This is a genomic window from Paenibacillus thalictri (assembly GCF_004307995.1).
Lineage (GTDB): Bacteria > Bacillota > Bacilli > Paenibacillales > NBRC-103111 > Paenibacillus_AF > Paenibacillus_AF thalictri.
In genome coordinates this window covers 213,040-232,241 of record NZ_SIRE01000017.1, presented here as the reverse complement: position 1 = coordinate 232,241, position 19,202 = coordinate 213,040, and the positions used below count along the sequence as shown (strand labels likewise).

The following is a 19,202-nucleotide window of genomic DNA, read 5'->3' as shown; positions in this document are numbered from 1 at the left end:
GGAAGATACTTCGGTTTTCGACTGGGTTTAGCTTGGTGTTGCCATTTTTCCTGATTCCCACCTCAACCGTGGTAAAACAATTTCCAATTTTCACAGATCAGGACTTGACATATTACCGCTGGACTTTGCGTTCCCGGACAACGTCCCTGTAAAATCTATTATAGAGTATGAATGCGTCCAATCCATACAAAAAAGCGCGAAGCCGCATGAGAGCTCCGCACCTCTTATGGATATTCGGATTAATGCGTATATGCCGCCACATTGTCCACATCAATCGCTTCATGCAGCGCGGCGTTTAAGCCGCTGGCGATAATGTTGCCGATGTCTTCGATAAACTGGTCGATTTCCTTTGGCGTCACCAGCAAATCGTGGCCGACCGGATTCAGCACCTCTTTCACCAGCTCAAGCCGTTCGCTGTCCTGCAGTTGATCGAGCATCCCGAGAATTTGTCCGGTATTTGCCGTCTGCTGCTTAAAATGCTTGTGCATCATGTCGATCACGCTGTTGACAATAGTAGACGCATACACAACCGTCGGCACGCCGATAGCGATGACCGGCACGCCCAGCGTTTCTTTGGTCAGACCCTTGCGTTTGTTGCCGATACCCGATCCCGGGTGGATGCCCGTATCGGCAATCTGGATTGTCGTATTCACGCGCTCCAGAGACCGTGAGGCCAGCGCATCGATGGCGATGACCAGGTCCGGCCGCGATTTCTCGACGATGCCCTGCACAATTTCGCTGCTTTCGATGCCGGTTGTGCCAAGCACCCCCGGAGCTATGGCGCTGACGGCCCGGTAACCTGCGCTCACCTGATCCGGCATCAGCTCGAAATAATGGCGTGTGACCATCACATTTTCGACCACGATCGGCCCCAAGGCGTCGGGTGTCACATTCCAGTTGCCCAGACCGATAATGAGCACCTTAGCCGTTTTTGAAATGCCAAGCTTCTGCAAAAAAAGCTCAAACTCCTGGGCCAGCTTGGTGGCGACCCGATCCTGAAGGTCGCTGTCCTTCTGCCGCAGCGCCGGCACTTCCACCGTCACATAATGTCCGGGCAGCTTGCCCATCGCTTTGGCGCCTTCGTCCGAAGTAATATCGATTACCGTAATTTTGATGCCGTTTTCGTCTTGCTCTGACGCATCGACCCCCGGAATGGACTGATTTCCGGATGCGCGGGACGCCAAATCTCTAGCATCTAAAGCAAGATCGGCATAAGCCGATGAAAAATCCAGATGATCCAACTCGCTGTTTTCCAAAGGTTTGCTCCTTTCATCCTTAACTGCATGTAGTGTTTGATGAAATGAAGCCGCTTATACAACGGAATGAACGTAAAACAGGCCTACTATTGCATTTTGACAGGGGGCATGGTAGAATATCTAAAGTTGTCGTATGATGCAGAGGCACAGCTATGTTTATTAGTATGTATGCTTTACTGCGTATTGTTTTTTAGGAGGTGAACGTCGTGCCAAACATTAAATCCGCTATTAAAAGAGTGAAAGTAAGCGAAAAGCGCCGCCTTCGCAACGCTTCCCAGAAATCCGCTCTTCGTACCGCTGTCAAGGCTTTTGAAACAGCTGCAGCAGGCAATAGTGTGGAATCCGCTAAAGAAGCTCTCATTGCTGCAAGCAAAAAGCTTGATAAAGCAGTAACGAAAGGATTAATCCATAAAAATGCCGCCAGCCGCAAAAAGTCCCGTTTAGCGAAAAGACTGAACGAACTGAGCGCAAAGGCTTAATCGTACTTACTGCAAAAAAAACCATGAGCTCCGGCGAGCATCATGGTTTTTGCCTTATATCGGGGCGGTTAGCCCGCCAGTTTCAACATAAATAACTCAAGCCCCATCACTTTATCAATCCGTCCGCTTTTCATCTGAAAATCGAGATCGGCCAGCTCCCCCAGTATGCCCGCCAGCTTCTTGATGTCGTATTTGGCCGCTTGACCGGCGGCAATTTTGACGGCATAAGGATGAACCCCGATTTGCGAACCAATCTGCTGCTGCGAATAACCCTGCTGCGTCAAATCTTTGACCTGGTACATGATCCGGAATTGACGGGCAATCAACATAAGCAGCTTGATCGGTTCCTCTTTCATTTTGATCAGCTCGTGAAGTATCGTAAATGCGCGGTCCAGCTTCAGCTGTACAATATCCTCGATTAAAATAAACACGTTTTGCTCGGTTGTACGTGTCACCAGCTGTTCTACATGCGCGGCGGTCAAAGTACCGCCTCTGCCGACGTATAACGCGCATTTTTCAAGCTCTTGGGAAAGCGCCTGCAGGTGTGTACCCGCATACAAAATAAATTGCTCCGCCGCCCCCCGTTCGAATGTAAATCCAAGCCGCTCCGCTTGTTTGGCCACCCATGACGTCAGCTCGTCCGCAGAAGGCGCGGCGCAGGCCACCAGGCAATTTGCGTCCTTCAGCGCTTTAACCAGCTTTTTGCGCTCATCCAGCTTGTCCGCATTGACGGTAAACACAATGACCGAATAGTCTACCGGCGACGCGATGTATTCCAGCAGCCGTTCCGTCCGGTGCTCGATCTTGCCGTTATCCTTCGCTCCGGTGAAAAAGACGGCGTTGGATGCGATGACCAGCTTGTGAGGCACCATAAAGGGCAGCGTTTCCGCTTCCTCCAGCACAAGCTCAAGCGGCGTTTCGGCCAGATCGTATTTGGTGACGGCAAACGTGCGCTGGTCGGGCTCGACCAGACGGTCTGTCAAACGGCGTATAAAGTCGTCGGTTAAATAACTTTCCGGGCCGTAACACACATATACCGGGTTGATTTTTCCTTTGCTCAGCTCTTTTACAGCCGATTTGTAATCCATAAACCTCACCTTTCCGCCTTACCTTGCTCATTCCATCTTAAAACAACAAAGGGATTACGTCAAAACCGTTGTCGGTTTGGCATAATCCCTTTGCCCCAAATCGCATCATCTATAATGAACACCCGGTGGAAGGCTCTAGAAACCTTCCTCCGAGCGGTTGTGCGATTGTGTTTAATCCATCTCTTTGCTATCAATATACGCAATGCCGGCAAAAATGTGCTACGGAGAAGTTGTTTTTTCTGCTTCCGCACGGGTTTTCATATTCACTGTGTAGGTTTTGACGCTGCCCGCCGCAGCGACCTGATAAGTAAAGGTAACTTCGTCCGTCCACCCGACAAGCGTCACTTGATCGCTTTCGCTCCACTGCTTTTTCGAAGTGAAAAGCAGTTTCCCGTCGCTGCCCGCGATGACGATGCGGCGATCCTCCACTTTGGCCAGCATCGATCCGTCCTTGCTGGCCATAACAGCTTGATTAGGCGCAGCGGCAATCCCCATCGGAGCGGCTGCTTGCGAATCGCCGATTCCCTTGGCCTTCGGGACGGCGGCAAAGCTATGCGCTTCCGCACCCGCTTGATCCTGCACGGAATCCGCGCTCATCTGCTGAGCGACTTTATCGGACGCAGCCGGCGCTTCGGAAGCCGAAGCGGCAGGCGTTTCCTGAGGCGGAGCCGCCGGTGCGCCAGCCGGTGAAGGTTCGACGGACGGCGCGGCGCCTCCTCCCGATCCTGCGGCGTAAGGCGAGGCTTCCGCGATTTTTGGCGCTTCCGCCTCTTTAAATGCAGCGGGCGGCGAAGCAACCGGGCCGCTTGCACGCTCGCCGATCGCCGGAGGTGCAGCCTGCTGCGCAGCATTGTTCTGGACGGGCGAAGCGGCATTGTTAGATGCGTTCGCAGCCGGGCCGGCTTTCATGTCCTTCTTAGGCTCTGCGGCTGAAGCGGGAGGCGCGCTTGCCGGCGCTTTATCGGCCGCTTTCATGTCCGAGTCTGCTCCTGCGGCCGGGGCGGCTTGCGGTTCAGCGGCTCGTTTGGCGTTTGCCCCGTCATCGCTGCGCATTTTTTGCTCCGCTGCCGCAGAAGATGCCGAGCCGGCTGCCGACCCTGCGGCGGTTGAACTTTTCTGATGATTGGCCGTAGGAAGCATTTCATCTGCATTAAAACGCGTGCTCTGCGGATTGTTGAATATAAACAGCCCAAGGGCTAATCCGGCCGCCACGACACCGCCGATCCAGCCAAGCGATATGCGGTCGCGCAAGCGGCGCGGTTTCGCTTCGCGGCGGCCGATGCTTAATTCCTCGCTTGAAGCTGGAGCCGGAACGGCGGCTCCCCGCTCCGAGCGTTCGAGATCCAGCTCGGCAAGGCGCGGGATAATCGCATCCACAAGGCTAAAAGACGGAGTAACTTTCGGCAAATTTTCCAATTCGGATGAAAGGTGTTTCAGCCGGGCGAACAATTCGGCGCATTCCTCGCACTGCTGAATATGGCTCATCAGCGCTAGGTGCTCACCTTCTTCGAGATCCTTATCCAGGTATCTCTGCATTAGCTCCATCACCTCTTGACAGTTCATCCCCGAACACTACCTTTCTGGTAATCCTGAAGTAACGTTTGCAGCTGCTGCCTTGCCCGAAACAAATACGATTTGACCGTATTCAGAGGCAAGTCCAGCGATTCCGCGATTTCATTGTATGAGAAGTCCTGTAAATATCGAAGCACCACTACCGTTCGGTGATGCTCCGGCAGCTTATCAATCGCCTCTCTTATATCTTGGGCAATATACGTCGATATAACCTCGTCTTCCACACTATTATCTGAAACAAACGTCATGTCGTGTTGTTCAATCGAAACGGTAGGCTTCGAACGACGAAATTTATCAATACACAAGTTGGTTACGATACGTTGGACCCATGTTTTGAATAATGCCTTCTCTTCATATGAATTGATTTTTGTATAAATGCGGATGAGCGCTTCCTGAGCGGCATCCATTGCATCCTGTTCATTTCCGAGAAGATAATAAGCCGTACGGTACACATGGGTTTCAATTTCTCGCAATAGGGTAATTAGAGCGTCGCGATCGCCCGCTTGGGCAGCCTTGATCAATTCCGGTGCTACCACTGGGATCCCCCTCTCTTGCAACCTTATTAACGACGATACTTTCTCAAATGTTGCAAAAAATAATTGATAATAGCAGAAAAGCAGTTTTTCATAAACGGCCGGCAACACCAGCCTTGTACCAGAATATCAAATTTTCATGTCCAGGTATACACCTCCGCCATCGGATACATCTGGTTTTATTGACAGGTCCGTCTATGTTTTGAGTTAATTCGACAAACATTATTGTACGGTCTTCTAATGTAACGCTTGACTATTTGAAGTACAATGGGGTACATATACATCGCTTATTTACATGGAGGTCTTTCTATGAATCCAGGCCAACTGGACCGTTTGTATTGGATTGATGCACTTAGCCGTATTGCTCAACCGGTACTGTATCATTTAGCTAATAGACAATTAAAAAAACAGATGCCGGTTGAATCGGCCGGCACGGACCGCGAGCAATTCACCCATCTGGAAGCGCTCGGAAGACTGCTTTGCGGTATGGCGCCATGGCTGGAGCACGGCAGCCGCGCAGCGGAAGAAGGACGGCTGCGCGAGCGTTATGCGCTGCTGGCGCGTCAAGCGATCGATGCGGCGACAGATCCTGAATCCCCCGATTTTTTCAACTTTTCGGAAGGCTTGCAGCCGCTGGTCGACGCAGCGTTTTTATCCCATGCCTTATTGCGCGCGCCGACCGAATTGTGGGACAAGCTGGATAGCAGAGTCAAAAACAATGTCATTGCTGCCCTGAAATCAACAAGAACACGCAAGCCCGGCTTTAGCAACTGGCTGTTGTTCGCAGCTATGACGGAAGCGGCTTTATACAAAGCCGGTGCCGACTTCGATCCGATGCGGGTCGATTATGCGATCCGCCAGCACGAGCAATGGTACAAAGGGGACGGCATTTACGGCGACGGACCGGACTATCATGCCGATTATTACAACAGCTTTGTGATCCAGCCAATGCTGGTTGATGTCGTTGAAGTGTTCGGCGACTTGGAGCCTGCTTGGGGTGAGCTGCGGGACAGCATTATCGCCCGCGCCAGCAGATTTGCCGCTCAGCTGGAGAGAATGATTTCGCCGGAGGGCACTTTCCCTCCGCTTGGCCGTTCGCTTGCCTACCGCTTCGGAGCTTTCCAGTTGTTGTCCCAGATGGCGCTGCAGCACAGGCTCGACAAGCAGCTGGTTCCGGCTCAAGTGCGGTGCGCGCTGACCGCGGTCATCCGCAAAGTGATTGAGGCGCCTGACACCTTTGATGCCGACGGCTGGCTGCGTATCGGCTTTTACGGCCACCAACCGGAAATCGGCGAGCATTACATTTCGACTGGCAGCTTGTATTTGTGCGCGGCTGTATTTTTACCGCTCGGTCTTGGCGCGGACGATCCGTTCTGGCAAGGCGAAGCCCCATGGACGCAAGTCAAAGCCTGGAGCGGCAAACCTTTTCCAATTGACAAAGCCTTATACCACTAAAAACATTCAAAGACCTGCAGCTTCGCTTTTCAGCCGCAGGTCTTTTTTCAACGACACAAGTCATTATAGGTATGAACTATCAAACTCATTCATCTTATATATTTCCGAATTGATTTGCTTTATTTTACAATTAAAGCAGATCATATGTGAGCAATAAGAGGAGGAACGTAATATGCACGCATCGGTTAAAATGCAGTTTGACGCTATTGCCAACGACTATGACAGGCAAAGAAAACAGCTCATTCCATGCTTTGACGAATTCTACGGGATGGCGGTATCGCTAGTGGAATGCGAGCCTTCATCCAAGGTGCTTGATTTGGGATCGGGAACGGGATTGTTTGCAGGGCTTGTGATGCAAAAATATCCAGATATTCACTTGACGCTGATGGATTTAAGCGATAGTATGCTAGACGGAGCCCGCGCGCGGTTCTCCCGCACGGACAGGGTTCAATATATCGTTGGCGATTATTCGGAGTATGCGTTTTCCGGCCAATACGACGCCGTCATATCGTCTTTATCGATCCACCACCTGACTCATCCGGACAAGCAGCGGTTGTTCCACACCGTATACAGGCTGCTGCGGAGCGGCGGCATCTTCGTTAATGCCGACCAGGTACAGGGCCATACGCCCGCGGCCGACGCCTATTATCGAAAGCAGTGGCTGGAAGCGATTCATCGCAGCGGCCTGACGCAAGAAGCGATCGACTCGTCGATAGAAAGAAGAAAACTCGACATCAACGCCACATTGTCGGATCAGATCGGCTGGCTGGAAGCGGCCGGGTTCACCGACGTGGACTGTATGTACAAGTATTTGGATTTCGCCGTGTTTTACGGGAAGAAAGCGTAAGATCCCGTGCCCAGCCATATACAGCAGCGCCTTCCATGAGCCAAGCGCATCATAGAAAGCCGCCTATCAGGTGAGCCATACATAACTCACATAATAAGCGGCTAGCTGGAAAACCATATAATTGCCCAAGTCTCGCGCAACAACCGCTACACATCACTAGTCAATTGGAGCTTATACGAATGATCTTTGCATCAAACAGCAATAAATTCAAATATAAGCCGAATCCGCCGCAAGTGCTCGCACTCGGCTTTGTCGCTATGATCCTGATCGGCTCCGTGCTTTTGTCGTTGTCTGCCGCGTTTACGGGCGGCGAAAGCCTGCGGTATCTCGACGCCTTGTTTATGGCCGCTTCGGCCGTATGTGTAACGGGCCTTTCCGTTATTAATCCGGGAACTCATCTCTCGACGTTCGGCCAGATCGTCCTGATTGTGCTTGTGCAAATCGGCGGCCTCGGGTTTATGAGCATGACCACCTTCGCCGCGCTTGTTTTGCGCAAGCGCATTTCTTTCAGCGAACGTCTGATTTTGCAGGAAGCGATCAATTACAGTTCGAATGACGGACTGATCCGGCTGATCCGCAAAGTCATTTTATATGCACTGGCTATCGAAGCGGCCGGCGCCTTCATGCTTGCGCTTTATTTGATGAATGAAATGCCGCTCGGACAAGCCGTTTATTTCGGGGTGTTCCACAGCATCTCCATCTTCAACAACGCCGGCTTCGACCTTTTCGGGGTATTTCCGGGCAGGGCGAGCAGCCTGATTCCTTATGTGGATGATCCTTTTGTTAATATCGTCTCCATCCTGCTTATTTTTTTCGGCGGTATCGGATTCACCGTCATTTCCGAGCTGCTGACCTATCCGCAAACGAAAAAGCTGAGCTTGAACAGCAAGGTGGTGCTGTACGTCTCCGGCCTGCTGATTGTAGTCGGCACCGTGGTTATATTCATTATGGAATTTACGAATCCGCTCACTTTGCAGCCGCTCTCGCCTACAGGCAAAATATTCGGAGCGCTGTTTCAATCCGTTTCTTCCCGTTCGGCCGGAGTGAATACGCTTGATCCGAGCACGCTCCGTCAATCGACGCAATTTTTCATTATTTTGCTGATGTTTATCGGCGCAGCCCCGGGCTCCACCGGAGGCGGCATTAAAGTAACCACCTTTGCCGTACTGGTAGGCGCGATGGTCGCTATGCTCCGGGGCAGACAAGATATCGTGATGTTCCGTTCCCGGATCCCGGAGAAAACGGTTTATCATGCCGTTACGTTTACCATCATCGCTTTTGTCGTTGTCGTTGGCGCCGCTATGGCGTTGTCCATCACGGAACGCGCTCCGTTTCTGACGATTTTGTTCGAAGCGACGTCGGCGTTCGGAACAACCGGCATGTCTTTGGGGATTACCCCCAATCTCACCCCCGTCGGCAAAATACTGCTCATATTCCTCATGTTTCTCGGGCGGCTTGGTCCCGTGACCTTTGCATTTGCCCTAAACGGAAGAAAAGATAAGCAGCCTTACCGTTATCCCGAAGGCAAAATCACTCTTGGTTAGCACGCTCCAGCTTATTTTTTAAAATCTGCGCCTGCGCATCGGTAGGTAGGCGCTCCCCATACCGGGCATGTTCGTACCATTCGACCAGCTCACTGTCTCCGCCGGTCTGATGGCCGGCGGTATGTCTGCGCGGATTATCCAGCTCGTTTCCGGTTTCCTGCGGGGTTAAAAACGGTTTGTACGCATAACCCCGCGCAATATGGCGCTGCAGCCAACGTTTGTATAAAAAACGCACCCGTTCCCCGTTATCCTCCAGGTCTTCCCAGCGGATTTTTTTCCGCGCCAAAGCCGTACGCCAATTTTTCAATCGCTCGGCAAACTTGCCGCCCAGCCCGTTCCAGTCGACCAGCGATTCCACATTGTCTTCGTACCCTTCGCGGGACTCCAACTTCTCCCCCATACGTAAGGCGGCAATACACCATAAGTAAATGCGTTTAACTAATGGCGGCAGCTTGCGCAGCAGTTTGTACAATCCATAAACAATCAGCAGCACGGCCGCCGCTTCCGCCAGCACTATAGCAGCTTGTTCCAGCCATACAAGCCATGCCGCAGGCTGGGCGGGAACGCCTTGATCCATTGGCGGCTTGGGCTGCGCAGCGCCTTCCGGTGTCTGCTTGGTATCGGGAAGCAAGCTGAGCAGCCATAAGATCGCCGCGATGACGGCATCTCTGAGCTGCAAGAAAACATCGCGCAGCTCGCGGAACAAAGCAACGACGGCGATGACGATAAGCAGCAGCCCGATCATCATGCGGTTTTGCCACAAGACGGACGAAGCGACGGAAGGGGCTTTTTTCCCCGACAATGTCTCTTGACGGATATGAGCCTGGTTGGCGATAAACAAAGCCACCGCCAGCGCAATCACCCCGCATCCAGTCAGCACAGGAACGTAAGGCTGAAACGATTCCACAAAACGCACCATTACCGAGACGATAAAATAGATCAGAATCCCGATTGCATTTAACCCTACGGGAAAACTCGCCTCCCACGACATGTCAGCCGAGCGGATACCGCGGAAAGCGGCAAGAAGTGCAAACGGCCCCGTGACGTACCAAGCCAGCCCCAGAAAATAAAAAATCAGGGTATGGACAGCCGCAGTTGCCGCGGCAAGCAGCAATAGCGCATACAGCTTGCGCAGGTTGATCGCGCTCTGAGCGGCATACCCTACGACATAAGCGACCGGCAGCAGAACAAGCCATAGCCAGCGCAAGGAGCCGTCCAGCAAATAGACCGCAGCAAGCAGGAACGGCGGCAGGAACAGCAGCAGTTCCACCGCGCCCCGCAGCAGCGCTTTGGCCAAACTCCGTGAAGTCATATATTCGCTCATGCGCTTTCACCCGCCTCCGCTGATGCTGCTTCCGGGACAGCCGCTGCGTCTTGCCTCTTGCGCAGCGGAATCACCGTGACCGAATTGCCGATTTGACGCAGCCGCTCCATCGGCGGTTTCATCTTGTCGCTGACGTAAGCCGAGACGATGAGAATGTCCAGGTTGGACGCATGCCGCGCCGCCTCTTCCTCCAGAAACGTGTCAAACGGAATGCTGCGGGCAACGACCAGACGGGCCAACGTATCAAGCAAATAAGTCGTATGCGCTTCCCCTCTTTGCGGTTCGATGCGCACCGGCTCTTTTGGGGCATCGACGGTGTAGGCATTGGTGCCAAAGCCGGTTTCAAGTCCCTGCGCAACGGCATATTGGATAAGCGCGGCGGCATAAGCAATACCTTCTTCAATCAGCTCTTCGTCGTTGACCTGATCCCACATCAGCGCATGATCCTCCGAGTTAACATAGATCATAACGCGATGATCGGCGGTAAAATCACGCTGATGAACCTGCAGCCGTCCGGTTCTGGCCGTCGCCTTCCAATTGATCCCGTTCAGCGGATCGCCGAACCGGTAATCCCGCGTTCCCGCAGTTACAAAAGGATCGTCGACAATCCAGCGCCTTACCGTAAAATCGCCCTGCCAACTGTGCGATGGCAACTCGATATCTTCCAATGGGATGGGACGCGGATATACAAGCAGCTCCGTATCCAACGTCAGCCTTGTTGAGGCGGTAAACAGGCCCAGCGGGTCCCCGCAGGTCAGCGTCGCCGAACTCAGCCGGTAGCAGCCCCGTTTCTCGCAAACCACCTTATGCCGCCTTGTAATTTGCGTATAAGGCATCAGCGAGAAAAAGCTTTTATGATATTGAAAATAAGTGCCGTCCACAACCTCCAGTTGAAACGGGCTGTAAAATCTCAGCCCGGCGTGAATCAGCGATTCCAAGCGAAGCCATGGTACCGGCAGCGGTTTGCGGTTGGACAGCCGTTCGACCATCTCCGCTTCTTCCCCGACATAACAAGCCCTGACGTTAAAATATCTTTCGTATTCAAGCCGCTTCTGCCCGAACATGCGGAACATGCGGCCCTGCAGAAAAACAATCACTCCAGCGATAAAAATAAACCAATGAATGCTCATGACAACACATCCTTAACGGAGCAGCAGGTCGTTTTCGGCCGGCACCGGTATTTCCCGCAAAACTTGCTCGATCACCGTTTCAGCCGCATCGCTGCGCGCCCGGAAAGAGCTTTTGAGAATCAGCCGGTGGGCAAGCACCGGTTTGGCCATCGCCTTAATATCATCGGGCAGCACATAATCCCGGCCTTCCAAGATGGCGCGAACCTGCACCGCCTTCAGCAGCGCCTGACTGCCGCGCGGGCTGACGCCGGCTGCGACGTCGCCGTGGCTGCGCGTTTTTTCCACGATGCGCAGCAAATAAGCCAGCATATCGTCGTGCACCTTGACCTGGGCAAAGCTGTTTTGCGCCGCGACGATGTCGCTAACCTCGGCCACCGGCCCGATATGGTCGAGCGGACTGCCCGCGATAAATCGTTTTAATATGCCAAGACCTTCCTCCGTTGTTGGATATCCCATGTTCACCTTAAATAAAAACCGGTCCAACTGCGCTTCCGGCAGCGGGAATGTGCCTTGATTTTCCACCGGATTTTGCGTAGCGATCACCATAAAAGGACGCTCAAGCACCCTTGTTTCTCCATCAATCGAAACCTGCCGCTCCTCCATGCACTCCAGCAAACTCGACTGCGTGCGCGGGGTCGCGCGGTTAATTTCGTCTGCCAGCAAAATATTCGTAAATAGCGGTCCCGGCCTGAATTCAAATTCGCCTTGCTTTTGATTGTAAAAATTAATTCCGCTGACATCGGACGGCAGCAGGTCGGGTGTAAACTGGATGCGCTTAAAGCCGCAGTTCAGCGATTTTGCCAGCGATTTAGCGAGCAGCGTTTTGCCTGTACCCGGCACATCTTCCAGCAGCACATGCCCCGATGCAATGAGCGCAATAAGCAGCTTGTCGATGACATCTTCTTTCCCGACGACGACTTGATTGACCTGGCTTCTGATCGTCAGAGCCAGCTCCCTGATTTGTTCAAGCTGCATGAAAGCATCTCCTTTATACGATATGCCCTAACATTACCATAGATGGGGAAGCGCTCTCAATACTTTGGCGGGCATTGCCGAGATAACGTCGGATTATCACCCGTTATTCGAATCCCTCGCTCACATGGAAAACTTATCAATATCGGCCTGAGTGATGTCAATCTCCCAGTTATTATATCTGGCTATTTTAGTAAACATCTTTACTTCTTCACTTCCGTCCACAGTATAGGAGAGCGCAGCAGGAACTTGAATCCGAACGATATACTTTCCAGGGGTAATAGGCTCTCCGCTTGGGTCTCGTAAATTCCATTCAGGCAAATATGCTTTAAACCATGATTTAGCCTGAATCCTGCCCTCCAGCGCAGGAATTTTGTAATGAAACATTATCTCTTCTTGATCTCCATCGACTTTTACGATTTGATACTCCATGTTTAAAGGCTCAATCCATATATCATGAGAGCTATCATTTTTAAAATCCACCCCGTGATGTGCCAGACTTTTTCTATCATTGCTGAAATCTGGCGGTCCAAAAATAACACCCGCAAAGTCAGATAGCACTCCGGGTCCATTGACAAACTCGGAACTTAACGGCTCCCAGCCGTCTACCACTTTAACTTGGTACGATTCAACGTTACCTTTCAAGTCGATCGGAGCCGCAAACGGCATCACATCGCCCTCGTTTTTCCGACCGAGCATTTCGGTAAATATATAACCTGTTGAACCGACAATATGATTACTCGAATCTAAAGCATCAATTTGCACGGATTTCCCAGTCATTTTTTTGTTGATTCTCATCAAACCCGTCAAATTGCTGCGGCCCGGGTACGAAGGTTCCTCGCTGATTTGGAATTGTCCTACAGTAACGTATCCTTCGGGATCGGGCATATGGAACAAAGTTGTTACATCCGCCGTGTAAATATCGATTTGATGGGTTCCCGGCACGTTGGAAGCTTCCTGAAAATTCACTCTGGCCCCGATGGACTCGGCAAATAACCGTAGAGGGACGTACGCTTGGTTGTTGTGATTGATGACAGGACTTTTACTGACGTCAACATTATTGGTTAATTCACCCAGATGGAATATCACCTTGCTTGGAAAAAGAAACGCTTCAATGTTACTTGCGGCAAACGTTACCGAACACGCCGACAATCCGATCCCAATAAGAAGTCCTGTTAAAAAATTGAATTTTTTCATACCAACATTCCTTCCATCCGTTATACAACTTATACTCGATGGAACAGGAATGGTTTTCTTATTATGTAAAAATAATTGTTACAGTAAAAACGGCAGACCGGGACATTGCTTTAAAGTCCTGGTCCGCCGTTTACTCTATTTAGCACGGGTATTACCCTATGTTTCGATTTGAAACTGCAATACACTTTTAATACGTCTTCACCGTCATCTGATCCAGGCTTTTGAACTCGTAGCCTTGCTTGCGGGCCTCGTCGATCATTCTTGGGAGCGCTTCGGCGTTGTCTTGCGACACCGAATGCAGCAAAATGACCGCGCCGGGGTGCATCTGACCCATCACCTGCTGGTAAGCGTAATCCGCCCCTTTCTGCTTATTGGTTTCCCAGTCTCTATAAGCGATCGACCAGAACACGCTTGTGTAGCCAAGCTTACGGCTTTCGGCCAGCACCCTGTTGCTGAATACGCCGCGCGGCGGGCGCAAATAATGCATCTCCTGCTGCCCGGTAATCCGGGTCACTTCCGATTTCACCTTATCGAGTTCTTCCTTCAGCCGCCCGTTAGTCACTTGGCTCATGTCCGGATGACTCCATGAATGGTTGCCGATCAGATGCCCTTCGTTAACCATTCGCTGCATCAGATCCGGTTTGTCCTTAATATATTGGCCGGTCACGAAAAAAATCGCCGGAACCTGCTTTTCTTTTAAAATATCAAGTATTTTCGCGGTAAAGCCGTTTTCGTATCCGTTGTCGAACGTAAGGTACAGCTCTTTTTTCGCCGTATCTCCCAGAAAGATCGCTTCGTTTTTTTTCATAATTTCTTTGAATCCTTCTTGGTCGATCGACGGGAGCTGGCCGTTTTTGCTTTTTTTAAAACCGTAATTGTATGGGGTATCCGCATGGGCCGGCGCGTACTGAGCGGGCAGCAGCATGACCGCAGCGGTTAAGGCTGCCGTTATGGCGAAACGTCTCATGGTGTCAATGTCTCCTTTGCAGATGGAAATTCCTTATTCTGTTGCCAGAAATAATATTCCACGCCGCCTGCCGGTTTATGTACCGGATGGCGTCTTACTGCAATTGGAATTCCCATGGCCCGCGTACGACGGTATGCGTCTCCTGCACGTAAAACTTGTACTCGCGCGCGCCTGCAGGCACCTCCAGCACCATAAACTCCATTGCTCCCGTCTCTTCATTCAGCTTAAAGCTGCAGCCCGACAACTCCGGGTATTTCGTATAGTCGGGAATCATATAGAGCGGCGACTCCGCCGCGCCGGCATCGTAATGCATATCAAAATCGATGCGTATCGAATCGCGTTGTCCGGTCTGCGCATTGGCCGGCATTCGCTCGACTTTCAGCAAATCAATGGGAAAACCTTCTACAAACACCGTTTTGTTCAACACAAGTTCTCCTGCCGCCGGAATCGGCACGGTAAACAGCGTCTGCTGATCCGGGAATTCCGGCTTCCGGATGGCGGCGATTTCGGGAACTTCCAACGTGTAACCCAGCGATGCGTCTGCCGCGGTCTTGCGGTAATACAATTCGTTTTTATTCGGAAAAACGGCGTCTTGCTCCATCTTGACCGTTTCGCCTCCTGCCGACTTCAATTCCGGTTTCTTAATGATGTCATATGAGGCCAGGCCGTACGATTCGATTCGCAGCTTTTTTGGCGTTTGCGGTACCAGCGTCAGCTTGGTTTGACCGTCGGCTGCCGGCTTGGTGACAGCGGTCAGACTGATGCCGTGATGCGTGTCCGTGACCCCGAAATCCTCAATTCGTTCCGCTTGTTCCGCTCGTTCCAGATGAAGCGTTACTTTTACATCCTCCATCTCAAAATACAATTCCATAGAACCCGCAGCCTCGACTTTGCCCTGGTAATAGAACAGACCGGTCCATTCTCCTCCCGAACCGCTGGTCATCGCCGATTTCAGCATATATTGTTGACCCTGGCCATTGCTTAACACAAACGATTTAATCCAGGGTATACCGTTGCCTACCAGCGTCGCGCTGGCCCATTTGTCGCTTATCGAAAAACCCCGGATTTCCAGCTGTCCGCCGCCGATCTTCTTCACAATCGGATTGGGCAGCACGTACTGCACCATTTGCTCCTGCGTGTTTTGAACCGCAGCAAAACCGGGCAAAAACTGAATCGCTTTGCGGATTTGCGCCCTCACCTCAGGTGAACCTGAGCCAAGGGAAACAACGATGATCACAACCGTTAATGCCGCCGCCAAAATGCCATATCTTTTGCCGCGGCCGGAAAGCCGGCTCCACCGCCGCCGTCTGCTCGTCAATGCCTCATGTACAGTTGGCGCATCCATCACGGGCACATGCGCAGCTGCCGTCCTTGAGGCGGCTGTGCTAGCGCTGTCTGCCCCAAGGAGGCCGCTTGTCTCCCTCCGCTGCGGAACGTCGTCGCTTTGCGTGTCAGCGTGACTCCCCACTGATGTGCCTGCAGCGTTCCCCTGCGTCTCCTTTGTGTGCTCTCCGTAGGAATCTTCCTCCGGCATTTCCCCACGCACCGCCATATCGCCCAACGCTAATCCCAGCTTCGCAAACGTGCTTCTGCGTATACGTTCGGCGGTTTCCGGGGCAACGGGTTCCTCTTCGGTAAGCTCCACCGATTCCAGCACTTCCAAAACACGTGAACGGTCAAGCCGGTCCATAATTGCATATAGGGTCTCTTCCTTGTCCTTATTCATATAAACCCTCCCGCAAGTTAGTATGCAGCCGCCGTTTAACTGCCATTCTGGCCCGTCTAAGCCGGTTTTCCACCGCCTTGCTCGTTAAGCCGAGCGCTCTGGCGATACTCTCCGACGATTCGTACAAAACATACTTTTTATAAAAAATGCTGCGGTCCACACTGCTAAGCGTATCCACGATACGCAATATTTCTTCGGCCTCGACCTTCAGCATCGCCTCATATTCGGTATTTCCGCGATCTTTCAGATCTGCACCGACTTCACTCGTTTCCGCACGTCCCGCCAGCTTTCGCCGATAATCCAGCGCCTTATATTTAGCCAATATAAGCAGCCAAGTTCTAAGCGATGCCCGCCCGGCATCATATTCATCCGCACGATGCCACGCCGCGACAAACACGTCGCTCACACATTCCTCGATATCCTCTTTACGGCCGCAAATATGCAAAATGCGGCGCACAAGCTGGTATATGCTTGAGGTGTAAGCTTCCATCAGCATTTCCAGCGCAACGGGATCTTTGTTCTGCAGCCGCTGCGCCAAACGCTCCTCCGATACATCCATTCCAGCACCTCGCCGCCGTTGTTTGACTATCGTCCATTGTATACTGATTACTACGTCCGCGCAGCGAAAAATCCCTCACACCAAATACGAAAAACCTGGCCGATGGCCAGGTCCCTTCTGTGCGGTGAGCTACTTTGGTGCGTTTGTTGGGGATGAGCAGGGGATTCCGCGACACATCCGGCCTCATCGGCGGCCGGCGCTCCAAATATGCATTAATGTGTCCAACGTCTGCATCAAATCTTTGGCCTGCGTATCTCCGGAGTAAGGCTGCATAAGAAGCGTTCCCGCCTCCTGGCTTCTGATAAACATCATCAACAGCTCCCATTTTCCTCTCACTCCCGATTGCAGCGCCGGAAGATGGCGGGCAAGTTCATGTGTAGCCGGGTAGCGGTTCAAGATTTCTTGATACAACCTGACGATAAAAGCTTCCCCGTCCATTTGGAGCATGTCTCTGATCACTTCCAGCGCCGTGCCCCCTGAACCATCCTCCCCCAGAGGATGGGCTGCGATTTCGCCGGAGACCGTCAGTTTCCTGCATTCGGCGCTTTCAAGAAAACTGTAAAACAGCCGGATCTTGTTGTCGTTATACGCCGAATGCAAATGAATCCTCACTTCGGCAAAAGCCGGAATCCGGTTTAAAATCTGCAAATAGAGCTGCAAAATCAGCGGAATTCCTTCCAGTCGAAGCACGCTTTGGAATTTATGAATCAGTTTCACCGTTCTCCCCCTTTTCGGACAGCATGGTCTGGATGCATTCTCCGTATTGTCCGGCCATCGCATCCCAGCTGAGCTGACCGTTCACCAATGCAAAGGCATGTTCTCCCAACCGATAACGTAAATCCGGATCGCCGATGAGGCGGCTTATTTGACGTTCAAATTGGTCGACCGGACATACGACAGCATGGACGCCATCTTCGATGGGGTATCCTCTTGCCCCAAATGGTGTCGTCACCGTAGGTATTTTTTTGCCGAAATAGTCCAGCAGCTTGACATTAGCCCCTGATCCTTTGAGGACCGGATTCAAGGCCACGTCGGCTACTCTCATGATTGCATTTTTGGTTGCTTCGTCCAATGAATGGAACAAATGAACGTTACTTGCCGTCGGCATCTGGAGCTCTCCGCAAGCCGAACCGATCACCGCAAAAAACAGATGCGGCAAACGGGGGGCTAGCTGCGTATTGATGTAGCGAAGCGCCTCCACATTCGGCGGATGACCGCTGCCGAGAAACAAGGCAACCGGCGCTCCCCCGAACGCTTCCTTCAGCTTTTTCCTTTCGGCTTCTGAAACTTTCACCGTCTCTGCCGTCTCATTCCCGTTATAGATAACAGCCGACTTTTTGTTTGGCTGCGACATCCCCAAAAGCGCCATACGGTCATCATCCGATACCGTGACGATCAATTTGCTTTTGCTGCAAACACTTCTCTCCAAAGCACCTACGTATTCGGTGAGCCGTGTATGGAGGGGATGACCGGCCAGCAGCATCCGCTTCAGTTCGCTTTCGCAGTTGAGGCTGTCATACACAAGCGGTTTCCCTTCCAATCCTTGCACCAGCCAATACATATAAGGATGGGACAACACGACCGCGTCGGCGGAGGCGTAGAACATACGTACGAGCTGCTTGAACAATGTGTTTCTCGGTGCCATATACGAATTTACGATATCCGATGTTCCGGCAGGTACGTATGTGCTTAATACATACTGCTCGGAAAGATGCTCCTGCGTTTTCGGTATGGTGATCTGTACAAAATCAGGAGCAATTTGTTCCCTGATTAAGGTATCGCCCGCACTGAAACAGAGCAGCACAAGTCGATAAGTCCGCGCCAAACGTTTGCCCAGCTGGAATATCCGTTCCGCCCCGCCGGCCGTCGGATTGGAAACCGGAAAATCGTTTAGCACAAGCAAGGTCCGGTTCTCATGACGCTTTTGGCGTGTAAGCAGCCCGGTTATGACTTGTACGGCGGTTTCGGCAAACGGACCGGTTTCGTCGTCACCCGGCGATAACACCAGGTCCGACTTGGAGATCAGCGTTTCTTCCAGTTTTTGCAGATAGTCGGCAAAGTTTCCGGTTTCAGGGCGATGCCCCTGCAGACGAAACCGTTCCGTTCGGAGGCCATCTCTCCAATACACCCTCGGCTTGTCATCCAGTCCGAAAAAAAGATCGTACCCTAATATGCCGGGATGATCGTACATAATGATGTCGCTTTGTTCATACAAATCGTTAAAATAACGCTGAAACTGCGAAGGGTAATGCGCGGCCAGAGCCCATACAAGCTCCGGGTGGTCGATGCCCGCTTTCGCTCTCAGTTCGGCGGCGATCCGCCAATGAATCGCTTCGCCCGGCACACGTATTTCCCTGTAAGTATCCGAAAATGCAGCGTACTGCACCTCTTGTCCCGAAGTAGCGGGTATCAACAGCGTAATATCAACATAACGGCTCAGCTCCTCATAAAAGCGATTCCGCCTCGGTTCATCTTCCGAATTAAGCGGACCAGGGTCTGATTGAAAGCTCATGACAACCATCTTGTACATCTTCATCCCTCGCAGCTTCTTGT

The 19,202-nt window shown here is 52.0% G+C and carries 17 protein-coding genes; 4 read left to right on the top strand and 13 right to left on the bottom strand.

Annotated elements, in window-relative coordinates; all coding sequences use genetic code 11:
- Window positions 1–239: 239 nt before the first annotated feature.
- A complete protein-coding gene (gpr, locus tag EYB31_RS23660) occupies window positions 240–1,256 on the bottom strand; it encodes a GPR endopeptidase (RefSeq protein ID WP_240762772.1) in 1,017 nt (338 codons plus the stop codon).
- Between the two features lie 206 nt (window positions 1,257–1,462).
- Here gpr and rpsT point away from each other — a divergent pair, with 206 nt between their 5' ends.
- A complete protein-coding gene (gene rpsT / locus EYB31_RS23655) occupies window positions 1,463–1,735 on the top strand; it encodes a 30S ribosomal protein S20 (RefSeq protein ID WP_131015884.1) in 273 nt (90 codons plus the stop codon).
- A 68-nt stretch (window positions 1,736–1,803) separates the two neighbouring features.
- On the opposite strand, the gene holA is transcribed toward rpsT, so the two are convergent.
- The 3 genes from holA to EYB31_RS23640 all read right to left on the bottom strand — a co-directional run bounded on the left by holA (window position 1,804) and on the right by EYB31_RS23640 (window position 4,931).
- A complete protein-coding gene (gene holA / locus EYB31_RS23650; protein ID WP_131015883.1) occupies window positions 1,804–2,823 on the bottom strand; it encodes a DNA polymerase III subunit delta in 1,020 nt (339 codons plus the stop codon).
- A 219-nt stretch (window positions 2,824–3,042) separates the two neighbouring features.
- A complete protein-coding gene (locus EYB31_RS23645) occupies window positions 3,043–4,368 on the bottom strand; it encodes an anti-sigma factor family protein (RefSeq protein WP_276322086.1) in 1,326 nt (441 codons plus the stop codon).
- A 14-nt stretch (window positions 4,369–4,382) separates the two neighbouring features.
- On the bottom strand, window positions 4,383–4,931 hold the full coding sequence (locus EYB31_RS23640) for an RNA polymerase sigma factor (RefSeq protein ID WP_131015881.1): 549 nt from the start codon (window positions 4,929–4,931) through the stop codon (window positions 4,383–4,385).
- A gap of 306 nt (window positions 4,932–5,237) precedes the next feature.
- On the opposite strand from EYB31_RS23640, the gene EYB31_RS23635 reads away from it, so the two are divergent.
- The 3 genes from EYB31_RS23635 (at window position 5,238) to EYB31_RS23625 (ending at window position 8,774) form a co-directional block, all read left to right on the top strand.
- A complete protein-coding gene (locus EYB31_RS23635) occupies window positions 5,238–6,383 on the top strand; it encodes a DUF2264 domain-containing protein (RefSeq protein ID WP_131015880.1) in 1,146 nt (381 codons plus the stop codon).
- 172 nt (window positions 6,384–6,555) lie between these two features.
- On the top strand, window positions 6,556–7,230 hold the full coding sequence (locus tag EYB31_RS23630) for a class I SAM-dependent methyltransferase (protein WP_131015879.1): 675 nt from the start codon (window positions 6,556–6,558) through the stop codon (window positions 7,228–7,230).
- Between the two features lie 179 nt (window positions 7,231–7,409).
- Window positions 7,410–8,774, top strand: a complete 1,365-nt coding sequence (locus EYB31_RS23625; RefSeq protein WP_131015878.1) for a TrkH family potassium uptake protein — start codon at window positions 7,410–7,412, stop codon at window positions 8,772–8,774.
- Here the strand turns inward: EYB31_RS23625 and EYB31_RS23620 are convergent.
- The 9 genes from EYB31_RS23620 to EYB31_RS23580 all read right to left on the bottom strand — a co-directional run bounded on the left by EYB31_RS23620 (window position 8,761) and on the right by EYB31_RS23580 (window position 19,161).
- Window positions 8,761–10,098, bottom strand: coding sequence for a DUF4129 domain-containing protein (locus EYB31_RS23620; RefSeq protein ID WP_131015877.1), 1,338 nt, complete (start codon window positions 10,096–10,098; stop codon window positions 8,761–8,763). The two genes, EYB31_RS23625 and EYB31_RS23620, sit on opposite strands and share 14 nt — an antisense overlap.
- Window positions 10,095–11,228, bottom strand: a complete 1,134-nt coding sequence (locus tag EYB31_RS23615; protein ID WP_131015876.1) for a DUF58 domain-containing protein — start codon at window positions 11,226–11,228, stop codon at window positions 10,095–10,097. Before EYB31_RS23615 ends, EYB31_RS23620 begins: the two co-directional genes overlap by 4 nt.
- A 12-nt stretch (window positions 11,229–11,240) precedes the next feature.
- Window positions 11,241–12,203 carry an AAA family ATPase gene (locus EYB31_RS23610; protein WP_131015875.1) on the bottom strand — a complete coding sequence of 321 codons (963 nt, stop codon included), beginning with the start codon at window positions 12,201–12,203 and terminating at the stop codon, window positions 11,241–11,243.
- A 120-nt stretch (window positions 12,204–12,323) separates the two neighbouring features.
- Window positions 12,324–13,397, bottom strand: coding sequence for a hypothetical protein (locus EYB31_RS23605; protein ID WP_131015874.1), 1,074 nt, complete (start codon window positions 13,395–13,397; stop codon window positions 12,324–12,326).
- A 187-nt stretch (window positions 13,398–13,584) separates the two neighbouring features.
- Window positions 13,585–14,364, bottom strand: a complete 780-nt coding sequence (gene pdaA / locus EYB31_RS23600) for a delta-lactam-biosynthetic de-N-acetylase (RefSeq protein ID WP_131015873.1) — start codon at window positions 14,362–14,364, stop codon at window positions 13,585–13,587.
- 94 nt (window positions 14,365–14,458) lie between these two features.
- On the bottom strand, window positions 14,459–16,090 hold the full coding sequence (locus EYB31_RS23595; RefSeq protein WP_131015872.1) for a hypothetical protein: 1,632 nt from the start codon (window positions 16,088–16,090) through the stop codon (window positions 14,459–14,461).
- Window positions 16,083–16,649, bottom strand: a complete 567-nt coding sequence (locus EYB31_RS23590; RefSeq protein WP_131015871.1) for a sigma-70 family RNA polymerase sigma factor — start codon at window positions 16,647–16,649, stop codon at window positions 16,083–16,085. Before EYB31_RS23590 ends, EYB31_RS23595 begins: the two co-directional genes overlap by 8 nt.
- A 183-nt stretch (window positions 16,650–16,832) precedes the next feature.
- On the bottom strand, window positions 16,833–17,366 hold the full coding sequence (locus EYB31_RS23585) for a DUF4214 domain-containing protein (RefSeq protein WP_165452573.1): 534 nt from the start codon (window positions 17,364–17,366) through the stop codon (window positions 16,833–16,835).
- Window positions 17,350–19,161: a glycosyltransferase gene (locus tag EYB31_RS23580; protein ID WP_165452572.1), complete on the bottom strand. Its 1,812-nt coding sequence runs from the start codon at window positions 19,159–19,161 to the stop codon at window positions 17,350–17,352. Before EYB31_RS23580 ends, EYB31_RS23585 begins: the two co-directional genes overlap by 17 nt.
- Window positions 19,162–19,202: the final 41 nt, after the last annotated feature.